Origin of the sequence: Brachybacterium saurashtrense, from assembly GCF_003355475.1 — a bacterium.
Taxonomy (GTDB): Bacteria; Actinomycetota; Actinomycetes; order Actinomycetales; family Dermabacteraceae; genus Brachybacterium; species Brachybacterium saurashtrense.
The window spans coordinates 704,586-725,186 of record NZ_CP031356.1 but is presented as its reverse complement, the minus strand read 5'-3'; the positions used below and the strand labels follow the sequence as shown (position 1 = coordinate 725,186).

Here is a 20,601-nt window from a genome sequence, read left to right as displayed (position 1 = left end):
GTATACAGTCGCGACCATTGTCCTGGAGTTGAGCCCCGAGGCTGCGATCTCCACACCCCTCTGTATACACTCGCTCTCATGCGTGCCAGTGACCGTGCCTACGCGACGCTCCGCGAGGAGATCGTCGACGGCCTGCTCGCGCCCGGCACCGTGCTGGGCGAGGTCGAGCAGTCCGCACGCCTGGGTCTCTCGCGCACGCCGCTGCGCGAAGCGCTCTCGCGGCTGGTCTCGGACGGCCTCGCCGCACCGTCCCGCGGGCGAGGTCTCCTCGTCACCGCCGTCTCCCTCGAGGAGGCGCCGCGTCTCTTCGACCTCCGCATCGCCCTCGAGACCCTCGCCGCGCGCCGCGCCGCGGAGCACGCCCACCACGCGTCCCACGGCGACGGGCTGCGCCGAGGGTTCACCGCTCTCGCCGACCGCTTCGCGCGGGCCGGCACGGCGCTCGCCGCTGGCGCCGATCCCACCGACTACTACGCCCTGACCGCACAGCTCGACGACGCCCTGGACGCCGCCTGCGGCAACCCGTACCTCGCCGACTCGCTGCGCGGTCTGCGCCTGCACCTGGGCCGCCTGCGCCGCCTGGCCCGGAACTCCCCGGACCGTCTGGCCGCCTCCGCCCGGGAGCACGAGGAGATCGCCCGCGCCATCTCCGCCGGTGATCCGGAGCTCGCCGCGGCCACCACCACGGTCCATCTCCACCGGGCCCTCGCCCACATGCGCGGCACGGACCGGGAGCCCGCCCTCTGCGACCCCCGCCCCGATCCAGCCTCCGACCTCGCTGCCGACCCCGCCGACCCCGCCGATCCCGACGCCACCGAGCCCGCCAGCACCGGCCCCGTCAATACACACCCCACCGCCGCCCCCACCCCAGGAGAGCCTTCATGAGAGACCACAGCGTCCGCGTCCACCGCTCCGACGAGAACCTGCCCCGGGAAGAGCAGCTGGCCTGGAAGATGGCCGAGGTCGCTGTGGACCCCGTCGAGGTCGACGCCGAGACCCGCGACATGATCATCAATCGCGTCATCGACAACGCCGCCGTGGCGGTCGCGTCCCTGGGCCGCGCCCCGATCGTCGCCGCCCGCGCGCAGGCCCTCAGCCACCCGGTCTCCACCGGCGGCACCGGTGCCTCCGTCACCGGCACCGCACACCGCACCTCGCCGGAGTGGGCGGCCTGGGCCAACGGCGTCGCCGTGCGCGAGCTCGACTACCACGACACCTTCCTCGCCGCCGAGTACTCCCACCCCGGCGACAACATCCCGCCCCTCCTCGCCGTCGCCGAGCACACCGGCCGCTCCGGCCACGACCTGCTGCGCGGCATCGCCACCGGCTACGAGCTGCAGGTGGACCTGGTACGCGCGATCTGCCTGCATCAGCACAAGATCGACCACGTCGCGCACCTCGGCCCCTCGGCCGCGGCCGGGATCGGCACCCTGCTGGGGCTGGACACGGAGACGGTGTTCCAGGCCATCGGCCAGGCGCTGCACACCACCACCGCCACCCGCCAGTCCCGCAAGGGCGAGATCTCCACCTGGAAGGCCCACGCCCCCGCCTTCGCCGGGAAGATGGCCGTCGAGGCGGCGGACCGCGCGATGCGCGGGCAGACCTCCCCGGTCCCGATCTACGAGGGCGAGGACGGCGTGATCGCCTGGATGCTGGGCGGCCCCGAAGTCCGCTACACGGTGCCGCTGCCGGAGGCCGGCGAGGCCAAGCGCGCCATCCTGGACACCTACACCAAGGAGCACTCTGCGGAGTACCAGGCGCAGGCCTGGATCGACCTGGCCCGGAAGCTGCACGTCGAGCACCCGGAGGCGGCGGATCCCCGCAACGTCTCCTCGATCCGGCTCCGCACCTCCCATCACACCCACTACGTGATCGGCTCCGGTGCCAACGATCCGCAGAAGTACGATCCCACCGCGTCGCGGGAGACCCTCGACCACTCGATCCCGTACATCGTCACCGTCGCGCTGCAGGACGGCGCCTGGCACCACGTGGACTCCTACACCCCCGAACGGGCCGGCCGGCCGGACACCGTCGCGCTGTGGCAGAAGGTCACCACCGAGGAGGATCCGGAGTGGACCCGCCGCTACCACTCCCTGGACCTGTCCGAGAAGGCGTTCGGCGGGGACATCGTCATCACCCTCACCGACGGCACCGTCATCGAGGACAGCATCGCCGTGGCGGACGCGCACCCGCAGGGGGCCCGCCCCTTCGCCCGCGAGCAGTACGTGCACAAGTTCCGCTCCCTCGCCGACGGGATCGTCGAGCCCGCCGAGATCGACCGCTTCCTGGAGGCCGCGGCGCATCTGCCCGAGCTGCCCGCCGGGGAGCTGGGCCGGCTGAACGTGTGCGCCGCCGCCGGAGTGATCGACCCGTCGGCCGCCCCGAAGGGACTGTTCTGATGCTCTCGTCCACCCGCACCCCCGCCCAGAAGCGCCAGGACCTGCGCGCCCTGCTCACCCCGGGGGCGGCACAGCCGTTCCCCGGGGCGTTCACGCCGCTCTCGGCGGCGCTGATCCAGGAGAAGGGCTTCCCCGGCGTGTACGTCTCCGGGGCCGTGATCGCGAACGAGCTGGGCCTGCCGGACATCGGCCTCACCACCCTCAGCGAGGTCGCCGCGCGCGGCGCGCAGATCGCCCGCGCCACCGACCTGCCCTGCCTGATCGACGCGGACACCGGCTTCGGCGAGCCCATGAACATCGCCCGCACGATCCAGGAGCTCGAGGACGCGGGCCTGGCCGGCTGCCACATCGAGGACCAGGTCAACCCCAAGCGCTGCGGGCACCTCGACGGCAAGACGATGGTGGACCTCGAGACCGCGACGAAGCGGATCCGCGCCGCGACCGAGGGCCGGCGAGATCCGGGCTTCCTCGTCATGGCCCGCACCGACCTGCGCGCGACCGAGGGCCTGCCCGCCGCGATCGACCGCATGAAGGCGCTGGTGGACGCGGGCGCGGAGGCGATCTTCCCCGAGGCCCTCGCGGACCTGGGCGAGTTCGAGCAGGTGTGCACGGCGCTGGACGTGCCGGTGCTGGCGAACATGACCGAGTTCGGGAAGTCCGCCCTGTACACGCGCGAGCAGCTGGCGGAGGCCGGGGTGGCGATGGTGATCTACCCCGTCACCCTGCTGCGGGCCGCGATGGGCGCGGCCGAGCGGGTGCTGGAGACGATCCGCGACGAGGGCACGCAGGAGGCCCGGGTTCCCGAGATGCTCACCCGTGCGCGTCTGTACGAACTGGTGGAGTATGAGTCCTACACCCGCTTCGACGGCTCGGTCTTCGATTTCGAGGTCCCCGCCGCCCACGACCCGGCCGCGCAAGACCCCGCCGCCCGCCGATCCGACCGCACACCGCCCTCCTCGAAGGAGTGAGAGATGAACGCTGACAGCGCCGACAGCACCGCCATCCGCAAGGGCCTGAACGGGGTGGTGGCGGACACCACCGCGATCTCCAAGGTGAACCCGGAGACGAACTCCCTGCTCTACCGCGGCTACCCCGTCCCGGAGCTCGCCGCGACCCAGCCCCTCGAGGCGGTCGCACACCTGCTGTGGACCGGGGAGCTGCCCGATCCGGACCAGCTCGCCGAGGCCACCGCCCACGAGCGCTCCCACCGCACGCTCGCCCCGCAGGTGCGCGCCGCGATCGACTCCCTGCCGGTCACCTGCCATCCGATGGACTCGGTGCGCACGGCGGTCTCCGTCCTCGGCGCCCTGGACCCCTCCGCCGCGGACTCCTCCCCCGAGGCGGAGCTCGAGAAGGCGCGCACCCTGTTCGCGCAGCTCCCCGCGGTGATCGCCTACGAGCAGCGGCGGCGCCGTCACGGCGGGCCCACGGAGCCGATCGCGCCGCGCGAGGACCTCGACTACTCCCAGAACCTGCTGTGGATGACCTTCGGCGAGGAGGCGCCTGCGGCGGTGGTGGACGCCTTCCGCATCTCGATGGTGCTGTACGCCGAGCACTCCTTCAACGCCTCCACCTTCACCGCCCGGGTGATCACCTCCACCCTCTCGGACCTGCACTCCGCGGTGGCCGGGGCGATCGGCGCGCTGAAGGGCCCGCTGCACGGCGGGGCGAACGAGGCGGTCATGCACACCTTCGACGAGCTCGGCATCCGCCCCGAGGAGTCGGAGGCGGAGGCCAAGCAGCGGGCGAAGGCGTGGATGGAGGACGCGCTGGCGCAGAAGAAGAAGGTGATGGGCTTCGGGCACCGGGTGTACAAGCACGGCGACTCCCGCGTGCCCACCATGAAGCAGGCGATGGACGCGATGATCGCCCACTTCGAGCGCCCGGAGATCCTGGGCCTGTACAACGGGCTCGAGCAGGCGATGGACGAGGCCAAGGGCATCAAGCCCAACCTCGACTACCCCGCCGGCCCCACCTATCACCTGATGGGCTTCGACACCGAGATGTTCACGCCGCTGTTCATCGCCGCCCGGGTGACGGGCTGGACCGCGCACGTGATGGAGCAGCGCGCCGAGAACGCGCTGATCCGGCCGCTGTCGGAGTACGTCGGCCCCGAGGAGCGGCACGTGCCGGGCGCCTGAGTGCGCCGAGTGCCCCGCCCTTCCCCGCCGCGCGGCCCGGGCATAGGGTCGGGCCATGAACGCCGACGACGCCTCCGCCCCCGGTCCCGGCTCCGGCCCGGACATCAAGCCCCGCAGCCGCCAGGTCACCGACGGGCTGCATGCCACGGTCTCGCGCGGCATGCTGCGCGCGGTGGGGATGGGCGACGCCGACTGGGCCAAACCCCAGATCGGCATCGCCAGCTCGTGGAACGAGATCACGCCGTGCAACCTGTCCCTGGACCGCCTGGCGCAGGCGGCGAAGGAGGGCGTGCACTCCGGCGGCGGGTATCCCCTGCAGTTCGGCACCATCTCCGTCTCCGACGGCATCTCGATGGGGCACGACGGCATGCATTACTCGCTGGTCTCCCGCGATCTCATCGCCGACAGCGTGGAGACGGTGATGAGCGCCGAGCGGCTGGACGGCTCGGTGCTGCTGGCCGGCTGCGACAAGTCCCTGCCCGGCATGCTGATGGCCGCCGCGCGGCTGGACCTCGCCAGCGTGTTCGTCTACGCAGGCACCATCATGCCCGGCCGCGTCTCGCTCACCTCCGGGGAGGAGAAGGAGGTGACGATCATCGACGGCTTCGAGGCCGTGGGCGCCTGCGCCCGCGGGCTGATGAGCCGGGAGGACGTGGGCCGCATCGAGCGCTCCATCTGCCCGGGCGAGGGTGCCTGCGGCGGGTACTACACGGCGAACACGATGTCGACGGTCGCGGAGGCGATCGGCATGTCCATCCCGGGCTCGGCCACGCCGCCGTCGGCCGATCGCCGGCGGGACGCCGATGCCCGCCGAGCCGGGGAGGCGGTGGTGGGGATGCTGCGTCGCGGGCACACCTCCCGCGACATCATGACCAAGGCCGCCTTCGAGAACGCGATCGCGGTGGTGCAGGCCTTCGGCGGGTCCACCAACGCCGTGCTGCACCTGCTGGCGATCGCGCACGAGGCCGACGTCGATCTCAGCCTCGAGGACTTCTCGCGCATCGGCGCGACAGTCCCCCACCTCGCGGACCTCAAGCCCTACGGGCGCTACGTGATGAACGACGTCGACCACGTGGGCGGCATCCAGGTGGTGATGAAGACCCTGCTGGACGAGGGCCTGCTGGACGGCGACTGCCTGACGGTCACCGGGCGCACCATCGCCGAGAACCTCGAGGTGCTCGCGCCGCGCCCGGCCGACGGGACCGTGCTGCGCCCGGCGTCGGCGCCGATCGCCCCCACCGGCGGGATCACCATCCTGCGCGGCTCGCTCGCCCCGGAGGGCGCGGTGGTGAAGTCCGCCGGCTTCGAGCAGGACGTGTTCGAGGGCACCGCGCGGGTGTTCGAGCGGGAGCAGCAGGCGCTGGACGCCCTGGACGACGGCACCATCACCCACGGTGACGTGGTGGTGATCCGCTACGAGGGCCCCAAGGGCGGGCCCGGGATGCGGGAGATGCTCGCCATCACCGGCGCGATCAAGGGCGCGGGCCTGGGCAAGGACGTGCTGCTGATGACCGACGGCCGCTTCTCCGGCGGCACCACGGGGCTGTGCGTGGGGCACATCGCCCCGGAGGCGGTGGACGGCGGACCGATCGCGTTCGTGCGCGACGGGGACCGGATCCGCCTGGACGTGAGCACGGGAGCGCTCGAGCTGCTGGTCGACGAGGCGGAGCTCGCCGCCCGCCGCGAGGGCTGGGAGCCGCTGCCGCCCAAGTTCACCAAGGGCGTGCTGGGCAAGTACGTGAAGCTCGTGAAGTCCGCCTCGCGCGGGGCGATCCTCGGCGACTGAGCCGGCCGGGCCCGGCTCAGGACCCTGCTCAGGGCCCGGTTCAGGACTCCGTGCCGGGCTCGGCGACGAGCATCACGAGCGATCCCTCGTAGGCGGGGAGGGTGCGCAGGGCGCCGTGGCGCGCATCCCAGGTGCCGTCGAGCAGGTCCGCGGCGAGGTCACGGGTGAAGCGGTCGAGGACGGCGGGCTCGACCAGGGACCAGGCCGAGCAGGCCTGCTGCGCCTCGACGTCGAGCAGCTGCTCGGGGCGGCCGTAGTAGGCCTCGGTGAACCCGTCGGTGCAGCCCTGCGGGATCAGCACCGTGCTGATCGAGACCCGGCCGCCGAGCCCGTCGGCGAGCGCGTCCATCGCGGGATACCGCCTGGCCTCGACGGCGAGCACCTCGGGGGCGTACTCCCGCAGCCAGAACTCCTCGACCCTGCGGGGGTCGCAGGTGAGCACCACGACGGGACCGCGGGTGACGCGACGCAGCTCGGCGAGGCCGGCGGCCTGGTCCTGCCACTGGTGGACGCTGAAGGTGGTCATGGCGGCGTCGAAGGAGTTGTCGGCGAAGGGCAGCTGCTCGGCGGTCGCGTCGACGGCGGGCGCCCGGTGCGAGGGACGCTGGGCGCGCATCGCGGCGGAGGGCTCGACGGCGGTGACCTCGCGGTCCGTCGGCTCGTAGGAGCCGGCGCCCGCGCCCACGTTCAGCACGGTGCGCGCGTCGCCGAGCGCCTGGGCGATCACTGCGGCGAGTCGCGGATCGGCGCGTCGGTATCGGGAGTACGTGCTGCCGATCGCCCCGTAGTCCGCATCCCCTGCGCTGCCGTCCTGAGTGCGCTGTCCCATGCGCCCCAGCCTAGTGAGGGGGCGAGACCAAGCCCGTCGGGCCGGCGCGCCTGCAGAGCGGCGTGAGGCCGCGAACCGGGATCCTGGCGCGTCTCGACGTCGACGACCTCGAGCCCGGCCTCCTCGACGATCTCGACCAATCGGGCGACCGGCCAGTGCTGCGCCGGGGCCACGGCGTGGTCGAAGGACTCCTGCCGTGGTCCATCGAAGAAGCCGAGCAGCAGTGTTCCGGAGGGGCGCAGCCCCTGTCGCAGCTGGGTGAGGGCGCGGGGCATCTCGGCGGGCTCGAGGTGGATCAGCGAGTACCAGGCGAGAATCCCTCCCCACCTGCCGTGTTGCCCGTCGAGGTCGGCGAGAGCGGCGCGGCGGTAGACCACTCCGGGATGGCGGTGCCGCGCGATCCCCACGAACTCGTCCACCGGATCCCAGCCCTCAGCCTGATGGCCGAGCTCTACGAGGTGAGCGGTCCAGTGGCCGGGTCCGCAGCCGAGATCGAGAACTCTCCCCGCCACCTGTCCTGCCCAGGTCTCGATCCGTCGCACATCCGCAGGGGCCATAGCATCGAGGGCACCGAGCAGCTCGGCATACTCTTCGGCGTGGCGGGCGTAGGCCTCCAGTGCGGTCATGGTCGACGATCCTAGGCGACCACGGTCCTGCCGCCGCGCATGCTCACGAGCACGAGCAGGGGCGCGGACGAGGTGGAGAAGAATCCGCTGGGCCCGAGGATCCACACGCAGCTCAGCGCCCAGGCCGCGAGGATCGGACCGAACGCCGCGAGTGCGCAACACTCCGCCTGCCTGCCTCTGGCGGGCGTTGCCGGTCCCCCGGTCGGGGAGACGACGCTACGGTGACGTGATGGAGCACGAGGAACCCCTGGACGGCGGGAACGCGACCGCTGGCGTGGTGCGCATCGGCACCACAGTGCGCAAGCCCTGGGAGCTGGCCACTCCGGCGACCCATGAGCTGATGGAAGCCGTCGCCGCCGCGGGGATCGACGTTCCCCGACCCCTCGGGCAGGACGCGCAAGGACGACAGATCCTCGAGTTCGTCCCCGGGACCCCTGCACTGCACGCGCCGACGCTCACGCTCGGCGAGCTGGCACGGGTCGGGCGGATGATTCGTGCCATCCACGACGCCTGCGAAGGGTTCAGCCCGTCACGCGAGCCGGGCTGGGAACCGCTGATCCCGCCACCCTGCTCAGAGACGGATCTGATCTGCCATGGGGACCTCACGCCGTGGAACCTGCTGATCGGGGAGCGATGGGTGTTCATCGACTGGGATGGCGCGGCTCCGAGCACCCGGCTGTGGGATCTCGCGTACTCCGCCCAGTCCTTCACCCTCAACGACGCCGCAGAGAACCCGAGTTCCGCCGCGCCTCGCCTGGCCGCACTGGTCGACGGCTACGGGGCGGACGCCGCACTGCGAGCGGCTCTCCCGAAGGCGATGACCGAGCGCACCGAGGCGATGTATGAGCTTCTGCGCCGATCCCATGCGGAGAACCGGGAGCCATGGGGGTCGATGTTCACCTCCGGCCACGGTGCGCACTGGCGCACCGTGGCCGACCACGTCACCCGGCACAGCGAGGTCTGGTCACAGGCGCTGCGGCACTGAACGAGGCACGGGCCTCGCTCCGCTCGCCTGTCGCACCCCGCCCCTACCGTCGGAGCATGTCTTCCTCGGGTTCGATCCTCGCGCACCCTTCTTCGGGCGGCACCGCCCTCGGCGAGCGCGAACGCCTCCGTGCACTGCTGCTCGAGCGTCGGCCCGCGCTCGCGGGACGGCTCGTCGCCGGGCCGAGCGGGGCGCTCGTGATCCCGCTGGCGGGCGGCGCCGGCATCGAGATCGGCCGGATGCGCCGACGAGGCGCGCCGCGCTGGGTCGTCGTCGCTCCCGACGGCGACGGTGCCCGCGTGTGCGAGCCCCCGACGCTCTCCGCAGTGGCACGGGAAGCGCTGCGCGCGCTCGATCGCGCAGAGACCGGGCGGCCGCTCAGAGCGGTGCGGTGAGGCGCCCGCCCCTGCCTCGTCAGTCGAAGACGACGACGACCTTGTCCGCCCCGCCGGGAGTCGCGGCGAGTTCGAGGGCCTCGAGCGCCTGGTCGGCGGGGAACGTGTGGCTGACGATCTTCGCGTACTTCTCGGAGTTCTCGATGATCGCGTCGGTGACCTCGAAGATCTCCGTCGGGTAGCCCATCGAGGTGCGGATGTCGATCTCGGTCGCGAGGAGCGCACCGAAGTCGATGTCCACCGGCGCTGCATGCACCGCCGGGATGGTGAGGACGGCGCGGTGCTTCGCGGCGGCGAGCGCCGTGCGGAGCACGGCCGGGGCTCCGGCGGCGTCGATGTACACATCGCTGCCTGCACGTCCCGGGTGCCCGAGCGCATCGGTCGCCGCGCCGTGCAGGGCGAGGAGCCGTGCGATCACGTCCTCCTCGGCGGAGTTGATGACCGCGTCCGCGCCGATCTCCCGCGCGACCTCGAGGCGGCGCTCCTGGACGTCCACGACGACCACGTGCTCGACGCCCTTGGCCTGCAGGCTGAGGGTGGCGCCGAGCCCGATGGGGCCGGCGCCGAAGACGACGGCGCGCTGCCCGGGCGCCGCGCCGGACCTGTTCACGGCGTGGTGCGCGACGGCCATCGGCTCGTTCAGCGCCGCCACGTGCCACGGGATGTCCTTCGGGATGACGCGCAGCTGCCTGCCCGGCACATGGTCGCGGACGAGCACGAGCTCGGTGAGCGCCCCCTGTGCACCGCCGGAGCCGAGCAGCCCGTCGGCGAAAGCCATCGTGTCGACGACGACGTGGTCGCCCACCTCGACCCCGGAGGTCTCCTCCCCCACCTCGACCACCTCGGCGGCCGGCTCGTGCCCGAGCGGGGTGGCGCCCTGCCGGGGCGGGATCCCGCCCACGCGGGTGTACAGCGCGTCGGAGCCGCAGATGCCGCACGCCCTGATCCTCAGGAGGACGTCGCGCGGGCCCGTCGGCGGCAGGTCGACCTCGACCCAGTCGGCGGTGCCCTGTCCGGTGACATGGACTGATCTCATGGGGTGCTCCTTCGAGTGGGTGCAGCGGGGCTGATGCCGGGGCGTCGATCGCCGCGCGGCCTGGGCTCATCCTGGCCGAGCACGCCGCCTGCCACATCGTCCTGCGGGGGCGCGGCACCTACTGCGAACGGAGTACCCGTCCTGCTCGCGCCCCTCCGGCGGAGGATGTGCATCCCGATCAGCCCCGCTCCCGCCAGGCGCGCCCAGGTCGTCATCGCCGCCACTGCCGGCGGAGGGACGAGGCGAGGGTGTCGAGGCCGAGGAGCCCGGCGAGCGCGAGCACGGCGATCGCGGTCCTCAGTGCGATATCGATGACGGCGACCAGCATGGTGGGCTTCTTCCCTGGGACGGGCACGGGCCGGTGCCGCCGGCACCGTGCATGACCTCTCCAGGCTCGCGGGCCGCGGCGGGAGAGGCATCGTCCCGGGGACGCGTCTGCTCTACTGCCGCTGCATCAGACCTGCCGCTCCGGCAGACCTGTCAGGGGAGGAAACCGGCGCGCAGCGCGAGGGAGACGAGCTGCGCCCGGTCCCGCGCCGAGACCTTCATCATGGCGCGGTGGGCGTGCGTCTTCACCGTGAACGGCGAGATGAACAGGCGCCGCCCGATCTCCGCGTTGTCGTGGCCCTCGACGATCGCGGCGACGACGTCCCGCTCCCGGGGAGTGAGCTCCGTGAACAGGGCGACGGTCGTCTCGTCGGGCTCGAGGGCGCGCGGCGCGGAGGCATGGACGACGAGCGCTTCGACGGCGGACGGCGACAGCGCCCGCCCGCCCTCGGCGACGCGGAGGATGCCCTGCGTGATCTCGGCGGGGCCCGCTCCCTTGCCGAGGAAGCCGTCGGCCCCGGCGCGCAGCGCGGCGAGCACGTTCTCGTCCTGGTCGAAGGTGGTCAGGACGAGGATCCGCGGATCGTCCGCGCCGTGCCTCTCGCGCAGGCGCCGCGTCGCCTCGACGCCCCCCATGCCGGGCATGTCGAGGTCCATCAGCACGACGTCTGCAGCGACCGTCTTGAGCCGGCGCAGCGCGGCCGCGCCGTCACCGGCCTCGCCGACCACCGTGAGCTGCGGCTGCGCCTCGAGGATGGTGCGCAGGCCTGCGCGGAGGATCTCCTGGTCATCGACCAGCAGCACTCGGATCATGGACGGCTCCTCCCTGTCCGCGGCAGCTCGTCCGCGGGGAGGACGGAGTGCAGGTGGAACATCTCCCCGTCCGCCATCGTCTCGACGGCCCCTCCGACGAGCGCGGCGCGCTCCTTCATGCCGATGATGCCGTGCCCTCCCCTGCCCGGGCGCGCGGCGGTCCCGTCGGCGCGCCGCCTGTTCGTCACGTCGATCGTCACGTTCCCCTCCTCGTCCTGCACGGCGACCAGGCGGACGGGGCCTGCGCCGTGGGTGTGCGCGTTCGTCAGCGCCTCCTGGGCGATGCGGTAAGCGGCGATGCCCGCCTGCAGTGGGAGACGGTCGTCGATCCGGCCCAGCGAGGCGTCGATCTCCATGCCGGCGTCCCGCGCGGAAGCGACGAGATCGGCGATCCGCTCCGCTCCCGGCACGGACCCTGCGTTCTCCGTCCGGTCGCCGGAGCGGAGCACGCGGAGCGTCTGCTGCGTCTCGCGGAGCACCTCCTGGACCCCGGTCCGCGCCGCGGCGAGATCCTCGCTCACGACCATCGGGTCCCCGCTCAGATGCACCTCGGCCGCCCCGAGATGCATGTTCACCACCGCGATCTGATGGCCGATGCTGTCGTGGAGGTCACGGGCGATGCGCAGGCGCTCCGTCGCGACCCCGTGCTCGACCGCGAGGAGCCGCGCCCGATCGGCATCACGGATCCGCGCCTCGACCTCCTGCCGGTACAGGTGCGTGCCGCGCACCGCACTGCCCATCGCCGCCCCGACTGCCGCCGCCGCGGCGAAGATCGAGGCGCTGGAGTCCACCCTCACGTCGATCGTCCCCGCCGTGAGCCCGGCGAACAGCAGATTCGACAGTCCGAGGACACCGCCCGCGAGCAGCCCCGGCATCCCCCGCACCGTGAGGGCGAACGCGGCGAAGCACACGGCCGACCAGGTCACCACGGGCGTCGCGGCACTCAGCCAGGCGAACATCGGCCCCGCGGCGAGGAGCGCGAGCCCGAGGAGGGGCCGATGCCTCGTGAGCAGCGTCCCGGCGAGCACGCAGGCCGGCCCGAGATACCCGAGCGCCGCGGCGCCGGTGACGGCGAGGTCGACGACTCCGACGCCGACGGCGAGGACGATCACCACCTGTGCGGCCACGGCGAGGATTCCGGGCAGCTCCGCCCTCAGGTCGCCCAGGACCCCCGGACTCCGTCCCTCGGTCCCGCTCACGTCCCACCGCCTCCCGGCCTCTCGAGCGCGCCGCCCGGCACGGCGGTCGCGGGCACGACTCTTCCAGATCGCTCCGGGCGGGTCATCCACCGTCCGGCGCGGCCGGCGTACTGCATCCGGAGCAGGAGCCTCCGTGCGGCACGGCGATGCGCCGGGGGTGCGACGCCGCGCAGGATCGAGTCATCCATCCGCTCGACCGCCCACCCCCGTGGACCTGACCAGAGGAGAACCCCGATGACCGAGACGCCCACCCCCGCCCTGCCCCGGACCACCGTCCAGGAGCACACGACGGTCCGTGCGCCGAAGCCGCTCGAACAGCTGTACCGCGATGCCTATGCCGGGTTCGGCTGGAGCGTGCGGTCGGTGAGCGAGCGTCCGCCGCTGCGCCCGCTGCCGCTCCTGCCGGCGTTCCGCGCCCGCTCGGTGACCCTCGACATGGCGCGGGACCGTCGGCTCCACAGCCGGCCCGTGGTGCAGGAGCTGCAGCACGCCGCCGAGACGTCGCTCGCGGAGATCGCTCGCCTGGACCGTTCCACCCGGGTCCTCCCCGCGACCCTCGCGGGCGCGCTGGGCGTCCTCGGGGCGGTGTTCCTGGCGCTGTCGATGTTCACGATGGAGCCGACGATCGGGCCGGCCTCGGTCCTGTTCGGCGCGCTGGGCCTCGCCGCCTGGGCCGCCGGGGCGCTCAGCCATGTCCCGGTGACGCGCCGGGTGCGGGCGCGCATCGCGCCGCGCCTCGCCGCCGCGGAGGACCTGCTCGGCGACATCGCGGGGCAGGCCCAGCACCACCTGTGCTGAGCTCGGGCGGCCGCCGGCAGCTCAGCGCGGTGCAATGCACAGCGGTGCGATGAGCTCGGCGAGCACCTCGATCTGCGGACGCAGGAGGTCCTCGCCGAGCGCGACGGCGTCGGGCCCGAGCTGGCCGGTCACATGCGCGCTGATCACGCCGACGAGCCCGGACCACGCCGTCACCGCGCGCGCTGCGGTCGCCGGGTCGGCCTCGACGCCGAACTCGGCGAGGTGCTCGTCCAGCAGCGACGTGACGGACTGGGCGAGCGCAGGGGTGCCCGGCCCCTCCGTCGCGCGAGCCCCGTCGGCCGCGATCGCGAGCACCGCACGCATGACGCGCGTGCCGGGGGCGTTGGTGGTCTCCGCGGGCGCGGCGTAGCCGGGGACCGGGGTGCCGTAGAGGAGGGTCCAGCGCTCGGGCTGGGTGAGCGCCCAGCGCGACATCGCGCTGCCGAGGGCGAGGAAGCGCGCCCGGGGTGCCTCCCCCGCACCGGCGAGCGCAGCCTCCACCGCCGCCGCGAGGTCCTCGTAGGCGTCGACGATCAGCAGGGTGAGCAGCTCGTCGCGGCTGGCCACGTAGCGGTAGATCGCCGAGGAGACCATGCCGAGGCCGCGGGCGATCTCGCGCACGCTGAGCCCCGCGACGCCGCTGTCGCGCAGCTGGCCGTTCCCGAGCTCGACGATGCGGGCCATGGTGCGCTCCCTCGCGAGGGCGCGGGGCGTGGGGTCGGAGGGCATGGACCGCATCCTGCCACATTCCGAGAGCACCGCTCTTGACGGAAAACCGAGAGCAGTGTTCACTGTTCTCGACAGAACAGAGAGCAGTGCTCACATATGGGAGGTCCTGATGCATCACCTCGTCATCGGCGAAGGACAGATCGGCCGCGCGCTGAGCGAGCGGGCGCTCGCGGACGGCGACACCGTCACCGTGCTGCGCCGCACCCCGAGGGAGGAGTCCCCCGGCGTCCACCGCGTCGCGGGCGACGTGCTCGACCGGGCGGCGCTCGGCGCGGCGCTCGAGGGGGCCGACGCCGTCATGGCCACGTTCCACGCCCCCTACGACGCGCGACTGTGGCGCGCGCAGCTCCCTCCCCGCGAGCTCGCCGTGCTCGACGCCGCCGCGGCGCGCGACATCCCGGTGGTGTTCCCGGAGTCGCTTTACGCCTTCCAGGGCGGCGCGGCCTCGCAGGCGGAGTCCGACGCGCCCTCGCCGCGCGACGAGAAGGGACGGGTGCGGGTGCAGCTGCTCGACCGGCGCCGGCAGCACCGGGCCCGCACCCTCAGCGTCATCGCCTCGGATCTGATCGGCCCGAGCACCGTGGGCACCGGCGCGGCGGTGGCGACATCGATGGTGGTGGAGCCGCTGCTCGCCGGGCGCCGGGCGGTGCTCGTCGGCCGCGCGAACCTCCCCCACACCCTCACCCATGTCCCGGACCTCGCCGCCGCCATGCTCCACGCGGCGCGGCACGCCGAGCGGCTCGTCGGCGCCACGGGCGATGCGGTGCTGAACGCCCCGGCGGCCCCGGCCCGCACCCAGCGGGAGCTGATCGCTGAGGTCTCGCGCCTGGCCGGAGCGCCCCTCCGGCGGCCGGTGCCGGTCCCCCGTGCCGCTCTCGCCCTGCTCGCGCCGGTCCACACCCTCGCCCGGGAGCTGCACGGGATCGCGGGGCTCTGGTACGGGCCGTGCGTGCAGCGGCCCGGCGTGCTCGAGCAGGAGGAGGGCCTGGTCCCCACGTCCTGGAAGCAGGCGGTGGCCGCCACCGTCGAGGCGGCGCAGGAGAGCCGCCGCGACCGGGGCGTGCCGGAGCGCGGGGCTGTTACCGTCGGCCCATGAGCGACGACCCCCGCCCCTCGCGCCACCTGGACATCATCATCGAGCGCCCCTGGCGTGCCGTGTACGAGGTCGCGAGCGACCCGCGGAACCTCCCCCGCTGGGCCGCCGGCCTGGCAGGCGGCGAGGTGCAGCGCGAGGTCACGCAGTGGTCGATGACCTCGCCGATGGGGCGGGTGCTGGTCAGCTTCGTCCCGGAGAACGAGCACGGAGTCATGGACCACACGGTCACTCTCCCGAGCGGGGAGTCGGTGCTGAACCCGCTGCGGGTGCTGCCGCTGGACGAGTCCCGCTGCGAGGTGGTGTTCACCCTGCGCCGCGGCACCATGAGCGATGCGGAGTTCGACGAGGACGCCGCCGCGGTCGCGGAGGACCTCGCCACGCTCAAGGAGATCTGCGAGAGCGACGGCGCCGCTCCGATGTGACAGATGTCGGGCCAGCCCGACATCCACCGACCCGGTGCCGGGGTGGCAGGCGGCACCCCGCCCCCGCAGAGTGGAGACATGACCACCGTGACCCTGCCCGAACCGCTCGAGGACCGCAGCCCGTCCGCCCCGCAGACCTCCGCACCCCCGGAACCCCGATCCCTCGGCCGATGGGCCGGCCGGATCGGGCGCTTCCTCGCCTACGGATTCCTCGCCATGGTGCTGGGAGCCGTCGGCTTCTCCCTCGTCCTCGGGCTGCTCTCCGCGGGCATCTCCACCGTCGTCGTCTGGATCGGACTGCCGATCCTGGTCGCCGGGGTGCTCGTGGCGCACGGCTTCGCCAGGGCGGAACGCGCCCTGCAGCCCGCGATCCTGGGCACGCACCTGCCCACCCCGGCACCGGTCCGCCCTTCTGCGGGCGCGGGCAGGGTCCGCCGTCTGCTCACCCCGCTGACCGACCCCCAGAACTGGATGGACTCGCTCTGGGTGCTGGTCAACTTCCTGCTGGCGCTGGTCACCTTCCCGCTGGCGCTGGCCTGGACGGTCGGCGCGATGGCCACGGTGGGCGGGCCGGTGGCGACCTTCATTTTGGATCGGACGCTGCCGCCTGCAGAGGGCAGCGGGATCTCCGGCCTGCTCGGCGTGCCCGAGCCGTACGCCCTCCCGGTGGACATGGTCCTGCAGTGCCTCGTCGGGCTGCTGTTCCTGCTCACGCTCGGGCCGGTGATCCGAGGCCTCACACTGCTGCACCAGGGGGTGGCCCGGGGCCTGCTGAGCTCGCGCTACCAGGAGCAGCAGCGTCTGGCACGCACCGAGCAGTCGCGGGCGGCGGGCCGCAGCGCGGAATCCGCCGCCCTGCGCCGGCTCGAGCGGGACCTGCACGACGGGCCCCAGCAGCGCCTGGTGCGCGCCTCCATGGACCTGGCCCGGGTCGAGTCCCTCTCCGAGAGGGATCCCTCCGCGGCGCGCACCGTGCTGCGCGAGACCCGGGAGCAGCTGGGCCTGACCCTGGACGACCTGCGCCGGCTCTCCCGCGGCATCGCCCCTCCGATCCTCGTGGACCGGGGTCTGGCCGCCGCCCTCACCGAGCTCGCCGCGATCTCCCCGCTGCCCGCCACGGTCGAGTGCCCGGAGATGTCGTTGCCCGAGCACGTCGAGATCGGCATCTACTACGTGGTCTCGGAGTCGCTCACCAACGCCGCGAAGCACTCCGGCGCCGGGTCGGTGCGGGTGGAGGTCGCGCGGAGCGGCGATGATGCCCGAGTGCGGATCACGGACGGCGGGCGCGGCGGCGCCGAGATGCGCACGGGCGGCGGCCTGGCCGGACTGGCCGGGCGGATCGCCTCGCTCGAGGGACGGCTGACGGTGACCTCGCCGCCCGCACAGGGCACCTGCATCGAGGCGGTGATCCCGTGCGCATCCTGATCGCGGACGATTCCGCCCTGATCCGCGAGGGCCTGCGGCTGGTGCTGGAGGACGCCGATCACGAGGTGGCCGGCACCGCCTCCACCGGTACCGAGCTGGTGGTGCGGGCGCTCGAGCTGCGCCCGGACCTGATCATCTCCGACATCCGCATGCCGCCCTCGCACAGCGACGAGGGGCTGCGGGCGGCGCAGGAGATCCGGGCGCAGTGGCCGGAGGCCCCGATCGTGCTGCTCAGCCAGTACGTGGTGGTGGGCTACGCCACCGAGCTGATCGAGTCCGGCCTCGCGGCGACGGGCTACCTGCTCAAGGACAGGGTGTTCGACATCCGCTCCTTCCTGGAGTCGATCGAGCGGGTGGCCGCGGGCGGGGTCGCGATCGACCCGGACGTGGTGGGGCAGGTGATCGCCTCGCGCCGGCGCTCGCCGCTGGACGAGCTCACCGCTCGTGAGCGGGAGGTGCTCGAGCTGATGGGCGAGGGGCTGACGAACGCCGGCATCTCCGCGCGGCTCTTCATCAGCGGCGGCGCGGTGGAGAAGCACACCCAGCGCCTCTTCGCGAAGCTGGGCCTGGGCGAGGACGCGAGCGTGCACCGGCGCGTGACCGCGGTGCTGACCCTGCTGGGGCGGTGACGGGCGGCGGCGCCGGCGCACCGGGCCGTGCCGCTGCGGGATCAGGCGCTCAGCACGCGGCAGACACTCCGCTCGGCGCGGAGGCCCTGTGGGAACCGGCGGGTCAGCGCAGCTTCCGCGCCAGGGTGGTGATCACGTGCCAGTGCTTCTTGTCGGCGAGGAAGCGGCCGTCCTCGTCGCGCACCGAGCGATCGATCACCTGGAAGTCGGAGAACATCGCGTCGATCTGCTCGAGCGGCAGCGTGGCCACGTCGCTGCGCTCCGCCCAGGAGTCGTTGGTGCCGAAGAAGTCCACCGCCATCACGCCGCCGCGCGGCAGCGCCGCCACCAGCTTCTGCCACACCTCGGGCAGCGCCTCGGGGCCCAGCAGGCCCAGGGTGTAGGTCGAGTAGACGATCTGCGCCGCGGGGAACACGGGCACGTCGGCGATGTCGGTGTGGTGGAACTGCACCGAGCCGGTCATCCGCTCGTTCTCCACCAGGCGGGCGGCGAGGGTGTCGTCGCTGTCGTAGGCGTGCACGGTCCAGCCGCGTCGGGCGAACTGCAGGGAGTCGGCACCGGCACCGGCGCCGAGGTCGAGCACCACTCCGGGATGGCGGTCACCACCGGCCGCCGTGATCGCCGTGGACACCAGCCGGCGAGCAGGACGGCCCGCCGCATGGGCGTTCAACGCAGCCCAGTCAACCTTCTCCGCCGTCTCCATGACTGCCAGGCTCTATCATGCTGGTGTCCGATTCAACTTCCCGTGACGCAGGCCGCGTCAGTTTTCGTCGACGGCGAACAGCATGGGACCCTCCGCCGTCACACAGGCGTCCACGACCTCCGCGCCGGGTCTTTGCACCCCGCGCCGCCCCGTGTCCGCGATGTCATCGCCGGCACCCACGGGGCGCCTCGCACCTAGTATGGCGGGCATGTCGGCACCCTCCCTGCGCATCGCCGCGGTCTCCCTGCACACCTCCCCGCTCGAAGAGCCCGGGGGCGCGGACGCCGGCGGCATGAACGTCGTCGTCCTCGAGCAGTCGCTCGCCCTGGCCCGCCTCGGGCACCGCGTGGACCTGTTCACGCGACGCAGCGACCCCGCCGCCCCGGACGTCGTCGAGCTCGCCGACGGGGTGCGCCTGTTCCACCTCGACGCCGGGCCGGCGGCGCCGCTGGCCAAGAGCGCGATGGACGCCACCATCCGCCCCTTCCGCGAGGCGCTCCACGCGGTCCTCACCGCGCCCGCCACCACGGGCGGCGACGCCGACACGGGCGGCTGGGACCTCATCCACTCCCACCACTGGTTCAGCGGGGTGGCCGCCCTGCCCATCGCCCGCGAACTCGGCATCCCCCACCTGCAGTCCTTCCACTCGGTCGCCGCACCGGAGGGCTCCGGCTCGCTCGATGCCGGCGAGCCCGCCGAGTCGGAGGGGCGGATCCCCGGGGAGCAGTTCGCCGCCACCGGCTCCGACCTGGTGGTCGCCGTCTCGGAGGCGGAGGCCCGCACCGTCGGCGAGCGCTACGGCGTGCCCGGCGGGCGCCTCAGCGTGGTGCGCCCCGGCGTGGACGTGCACCGCTTCCGCCCGTGCGACGACGTGACGCGGCGCCGCCTCTCCCCCACCCTGCTGTTCACCGCGCGCCTGCAGCCGCTGAAGGGGCCCGACCTCGCCCTCGAGATCCTCGCGCACCTCGACCCGGGGATCGGGGCGCGGCTGGTGCTCGCCGGCGGCGTCTCCCAGGACTTCGCGGACTACCTCGAGCACCTGCGCGGTCTCGCCCGGGAGCTCGGGGTGGAGGGCCGGGTGGAGATCGTCGGCTCCCTGGGCCGGGACGAGCTCGCCGAGGAGATGCGCTGCGCCGGCGCGCTGCTGCTGACCAGCTGGTCCGAGACCTTCGGTCTGGTGGCGCTGGAGGCGCAGGCCAGCGGCACCCCGGTACTCGCCTGGCGCTGCGCCGGCGGGGTGCAGGAGGCCGTCGCACCCGACGGGCTGGTGCTCGACAGCCGTGATCCGGACGTGTGGGCGGAGGCGCTGCAGTCCCTGCTGCGCGACGAGGAGGGCTACGGCGCCGCGGTGCGCTCCGCCCGCGACTTCGCCGCCACCCGCACCTGGGACGCCGCGGCGGAGGCCCTCGCCGGTCTCTACACCGCCGTCACCGCGCGCCGCGAGGCGCGGGAGGAGCGTCGATGAGCGCCCCGACGGATCCGTGGGCCCTGCTCGACGCCGCCTCGACGGTGGTGGCGGTGCATGCCCACCCGGACGACGAGTCCCTCTCCACCGGCGCGCTGCTGGCCGCGCTGACCGCCGCCGGCACCCGCGTGGTGCTCGTGACCGCCACCCGCGGCGAGGAGGGCGAGATCGTGCCCGGCGCCCTCGGGGCCGACGAGTCGCGTCCGCTGGAGGAGATCCGCGAGGCGGAGATCGACCGGGCCGTCGCCGCGCTCGGCCTCACCGAGCGCCACTGGCTCGGCATCGCGCCCGCTCTCGCCCCGGGTGCCGCGCCGCGCCGCTACCGCGACTCCGGCATGCAGTGGGTGCGCGAGGGTCTCGCCGGCCCCTCCGACACCGCGGGCCCGGAGAGCTTCTCCCTGCAGCCCCTGGAGGGAGAGGTGGCGGACCTGCACGCGCTGCTCGAGGCGGTGCGGCCGGACGTGGTGCTCGGCTACGACGACGAGGGCACCTACGGGCATCCCGATCACGTGCGCGCCCATCACGTCGCCGTCGGCGCCGCCGAGCGCGCCGGCATCCCCCTGCTCCAGGTGGCCAGCGGCACCCCCGACGACCCGCGCACCCGGTGGCGGGAGCACCCCGGCACCGCCGAGGCGGTGCAGCGCGCCGTGGACTCCTACCGCACCCAGCTCACCGTGCGCGGCCGGAGAGCCGACGGGATCGCGATCCGGCACGTGGGCGGCCAGGACGACCTGGTCGCCCTGCGCACCGGCCTGCACATGCCGCCCGGCGCCCCGTGACGCGGGCCCGGTGGCGCGG

Annotated in this window: 21 protein-coding genes; 14 read left to right on the top strand and 7 right to left on the bottom strand. The window is 73.4% G+C overall.

All coding sequences use genetic code 11. From position 1 onward, the window contains the following. Positions 1-78: 78 nt before the first annotated feature. From DWV08_RS03270 to ilvD, 5 genes are read left to right on the top strand one after another with little or no spacing between them, the layout of a single operon-like run. Positions 79-885 carry a GntR family transcriptional regulator gene (locus tag DWV08_RS03270; RefSeq protein ID WP_115412496.1) on the top strand — a complete coding sequence of 269 codons (807 nt, stop codon included), beginning with the start codon at positions 79-81 and terminating at the stop codon, positions 883-885. Beyond that, the gene (locus DWV08_RS03265) at positions 882-2,399 is read left to right on the top strand and encodes an MmgE/PrpD family protein (RefSeq protein WP_115412495.1); all 1,518 of its coding nucleotides are present in this window, start codon (positions 882-884) and stop codon (positions 2,397-2,399) included. The genes DWV08_RS03270 and DWV08_RS03265 overlap by 4 nt, the downstream gene beginning before the upstream one ends. Then, positions 2,399-3,367: a methylisocitrate lyase gene (gene prpB / locus DWV08_RS03260; RefSeq protein ID WP_241237307.1), complete on the top strand. Its 969-nt coding sequence runs from the start codon at positions 2,399-2,401 to the stop codon at positions 3,365-3,367. The genes DWV08_RS03265 and prpB overlap by 1 nt, the downstream gene beginning before the upstream one ends. Positions 3,368-3,370: 3 nt before the next feature. After that, the gene (locus tag DWV08_RS03255) at positions 3,371-4,540 is read left to right on the top strand and encodes a bifunctional 2-methylcitrate synthase/citrate synthase (protein ID WP_115412494.1); all 1,170 of its coding nucleotides are present in this window, start codon (positions 3,371-3,373) and stop codon (positions 4,538-4,540) included. A 55-nt stretch (positions 4,541-4,595) separates the two neighbouring features. Then, positions 4,596-6,326 carry a dihydroxy-acid dehydratase gene (ilvD, locus tag DWV08_RS03250; protein WP_115412493.1) on the top strand — a complete coding sequence of 577 codons (1,731 nt, stop codon included), beginning with the start codon at positions 4,596-4,598 and terminating at the stop codon, positions 6,324-6,326. A 40-nt stretch (positions 6,327-6,366) separates the two neighbouring features. On the opposite strand, the gene DWV08_RS03245 is transcribed toward ilvD, so the two are convergent. Together DWV08_RS03245 and DWV08_RS03240 are read right to left on the bottom strand one after the other, a co-directional pair. Then, positions 6,367-7,155 carry a class I SAM-dependent methyltransferase gene (locus DWV08_RS03245; RefSeq protein ID WP_115412492.1) on the bottom strand — a complete coding sequence of 263 codons (789 nt, stop codon included), beginning with the start codon at positions 7,153-7,155 and terminating at the stop codon, positions 6,367-6,369. Further along, complete coding sequence (locus DWV08_RS03240; RefSeq protein ID WP_115412491.1) at positions 7,050-7,781, bottom strand: class I SAM-dependent methyltransferase; 732 nt, start codon at positions 7,779-7,781, stop codon at positions 7,050-7,052. The genes DWV08_RS03245 and DWV08_RS03240 overlap by 106 nt, the downstream gene beginning before the upstream one ends. 277 nt (positions 7,782-8,058) lie before the next feature. On the opposite strand from DWV08_RS03240, the gene DWV08_RS03235 reads away from it, so the two are divergent. Together DWV08_RS03235 and DWV08_RS03230 are read left to right on the top strand one after the other, a co-directional pair. Next, positions 8,059-8,766: a phosphotransferase gene (locus tag DWV08_RS03235; RefSeq protein ID WP_342353523.1), complete on the top strand. Its 708-nt coding sequence runs from the start codon at positions 8,059-8,061 to the stop codon at positions 8,764-8,766. A 56-nt stretch (positions 8,767-8,822) separates the two neighbouring features. Then, positions 8,823-9,161, top strand: a complete 339-nt coding sequence (locus DWV08_RS03230) for a hypothetical protein (protein ID WP_115412489.1) — start codon at positions 8,823-8,825, stop codon at positions 9,159-9,161. Positions 9,162-9,180: 19 nt separating this feature from the next. On the opposite strand, the gene DWV08_RS03225 is transcribed toward DWV08_RS03230, so the two are convergent. The 3 genes from DWV08_RS03225 to DWV08_RS03215 all read right to left on the bottom strand — a co-directional run bounded on the left by DWV08_RS03225 (position 9,181) and on the right by DWV08_RS03215 (position 12,536). After that, positions 9,181-10,197, bottom strand: a complete 1,017-nt coding sequence (locus tag DWV08_RS03225; protein ID WP_115412488.1) for a zinc-dependent alcohol dehydrogenase — start codon at positions 10,195-10,197, stop codon at positions 9,181-9,183. Between the two features lie 480 nt (positions 10,198-10,677). Beyond that, entirely contained in the window at positions 10,678-11,337 is a 660-nt protein-coding gene (locus DWV08_RS03220) for a response regulator (RefSeq protein ID WP_115412487.1), read from the bottom strand. Further along, the gene (locus tag DWV08_RS03215; RefSeq protein WP_115412486.1) at positions 11,334-12,536 is read right to left on the bottom strand and encodes a sensor histidine kinase; all 1,203 of its coding nucleotides are present in this window, start codon (positions 12,534-12,536) and stop codon (positions 11,334-11,336) included. The genes DWV08_RS03220 and DWV08_RS03215 overlap by 4 nt, the downstream gene beginning before the upstream one ends. A 234-nt stretch (positions 12,537-12,770) precedes the next feature. On the opposite strand from DWV08_RS03215, the gene DWV08_RS03210 reads away from it, so the two are divergent. Further along, complete coding sequence (locus DWV08_RS03210; protein ID WP_115412485.1) at positions 12,771-13,334, top strand: hypothetical protein; 564 nt, start codon at positions 12,771-12,773, stop codon at positions 13,332-13,334. Positions 13,335-13,355: 21 nt separating this feature from the next. On the opposite strand, the gene DWV08_RS03205 is transcribed toward DWV08_RS03210, so the two are convergent. Then, entirely contained in the window at positions 13,356-14,063 is a 708-nt protein-coding gene (locus DWV08_RS03205; RefSeq protein ID WP_115412484.1) for a TetR/AcrR family transcriptional regulator, read from the bottom strand. Between the two features lie 109 nt (positions 14,064-14,172). Here DWV08_RS03205 and DWV08_RS03200 point away from each other — a divergent pair, with 109 nt between their 5' ends. From DWV08_RS03200 to DWV08_RS03185, 4 genes are all read left to right on the top strand, one after another. Next, positions 14,173-15,159 (top strand): NAD-dependent epimerase/dehydratase family protein, encoded by a 987-nt coding sequence (locus DWV08_RS03200; protein ID WP_115412483.1) that lies wholly within the window; start codon positions 14,173-14,175, stop codon positions 15,157-15,159. Then, a complete protein-coding gene (locus DWV08_RS03195; RefSeq protein ID WP_115412482.1) occupies positions 15,156-15,581 on the top strand; it encodes an SRPBCC family protein in 426 nt (141 codons plus the stop codon). The genes DWV08_RS03200 and DWV08_RS03195 overlap by 4 nt, the downstream gene beginning before the upstream one ends. Positions 15,582-15,659: 78 nt before the next feature. Beyond that, entirely contained in the window at positions 15,660-17,006 is a 1,347-nt protein-coding gene (locus tag DWV08_RS03190; protein ID WP_115412481.1) for a sensor histidine kinase, read from the top strand. Continuing rightward, the gene (locus DWV08_RS03185) at positions 16,994-17,635 is read left to right on the top strand and encodes a response regulator transcription factor (RefSeq protein WP_115412480.1); all 642 of its coding nucleotides are present in this window, start codon (positions 16,994-16,996) and stop codon (positions 17,633-17,635) included. Before DWV08_RS03190 ends, DWV08_RS03185 begins: the two co-directional genes overlap by 13 nt. A 103-nt stretch (positions 17,636-17,738) precedes the next feature. Here the strand turns inward: DWV08_RS03185 and DWV08_RS03180 are convergent, their stop codons facing one another. After that, positions 17,739-18,338, bottom strand: coding sequence for a class I SAM-dependent methyltransferase (locus DWV08_RS03180; RefSeq protein WP_115412479.1), 600 nt, complete (start codon positions 18,336-18,338; stop codon positions 17,739-17,741). A gap of 208 nt (positions 18,339-18,546) precedes the next feature. Here DWV08_RS03180 and DWV08_RS03175 point away from each other — a divergent pair, with 208 nt between their 5' ends. Together DWV08_RS03175 and DWV08_RS03170 are read left to right on the top strand one after the other, a co-directional pair. Continuing rightward, entirely contained in the window at positions 18,547-19,803 is a 1,257-nt protein-coding gene (locus tag DWV08_RS03175; protein ID WP_115412478.1) for a glycosyltransferase, read from the top strand. Next, positions 19,800-20,582, top strand: a complete 783-nt coding sequence (locus DWV08_RS03170) for a PIG-L family deacetylase (protein WP_115412477.1) — start codon at positions 19,800-19,802, stop codon at positions 20,580-20,582. Before DWV08_RS03175 ends, DWV08_RS03170 begins: the two co-directional genes overlap by 4 nt. Positions 20,583-20,601 lie beyond the last annotated feature (19 nt).

Bases quoted from the DNA above. Each gene is read 5' to 3' on its own strand.
- DWV08_RS03270 (WP_115412496.1), top strand. From the start codon at position 79: ATGCGTGCCAGTGACCGTGCCTACGCGACGCTCCGCGAGGAGATCGTC.
- DWV08_RS03265 (WP_115412495.1), top strand. From the start codon at position 882: ATGAGAGACCACAGCGTCCGCGTCCACCGCTCCGACGAGAACCTGCCC.
- prpB (WP_241237307.1), top strand. From the start codon at position 2,399: ATGCTCTCGTCCACCCGCACCCCCGCCCAGAAGCGCCAGGACCTGCGC.
- DWV08_RS03255 (WP_115412494.1), top strand. From the start codon at position 3,371: ATGAACGCTGACAGCGCCGACAGCACCGCCATCCGCAAGGGCCTGAAC.
- ilvD (WP_115412493.1), top strand. From the start codon at position 4,596: ATGAACGCCGACGACGCCTCCGCCCCCGGTCCCGGCTCCGGCCCGGAC.
- DWV08_RS03245 (WP_115412492.1), bottom strand. From the start codon at position 7,155: ATGGGACAGCGCACTCAGGACGGCAGCGCAGGGGATGCGGACTACGGG.
- DWV08_RS03240 (WP_115412491.1), bottom strand. From the start codon at position 7,781: ATGACCGCACTGGAGGCCTACGCCCGCCACGCCGAAGAGTATGCCGAG.
- DWV08_RS03230 (WP_115412489.1), top strand. From the start codon at position 8,823: ATGTCTTCCTCGGGTTCGATCCTCGCGCACCCTTCTTCGGGCGGCACC.
- DWV08_RS03225 (WP_115412488.1), bottom strand. From the start codon at position 10,197: ATGAGATCAGTCCATGTCACCGGACAGGGCACCGCCGACTGGGTCGAG.
- DWV08_RS03220 (WP_115412487.1), bottom strand. From the start codon at position 11,337: ATGATCCGAGTGCTGCTGGTCGATGACCAGGAGATCCTCCGCGCAGGC.
- DWV08_RS03210 (WP_115412485.1), top strand. From the start codon at position 12,771: ATGACCGAGACGCCCACCCCCGCCCTGCCCCGGACCACCGTCCAGGAG.
- DWV08_RS03205 (WP_115412484.1), bottom strand. From the start codon at position 14,063: ATGCCCTCCGACCCCACGCCCCGCGCCCTCGCGAGGGAGCGCACCATG.
- DWV08_RS03200 (WP_115412483.1), top strand. From the start codon at position 14,173: ATGCATCACCTCGTCATCGGCGAAGGACAGATCGGCCGCGCGCTGAGC.
- DWV08_RS03195 (WP_115412482.1), top strand. From the start codon at position 15,156: ATGAGCGACGACCCCCGCCCCTCGCGCCACCTGGACATCATCATCGAG.
- DWV08_RS03190 (WP_115412481.1), top strand. From the start codon at position 15,660: ATGACCACCGTGACCCTGCCCGAACCGCTCGAGGACCGCAGCCCGTCC.
- DWV08_RS03180 (WP_115412479.1), bottom strand. From the start codon at position 18,338: ATGGAGACGGCGGAGAAGGTTGACTGGGCTGCGTTGAACGCCCATGCG.
- DWV08_RS03175 (WP_115412478.1), top strand. From the start codon at position 18,547: ATGTCGGCACCCTCCCTGCGCATCGCCGCGGTCTCCCTGCACACCTCC.
- DWV08_RS03170 (WP_115412477.1), top strand. From the start codon at position 19,800: ATGAGCGCCCCGACGGATCCGTGGGCCCTGCTCGACGCCGCCTCGACG.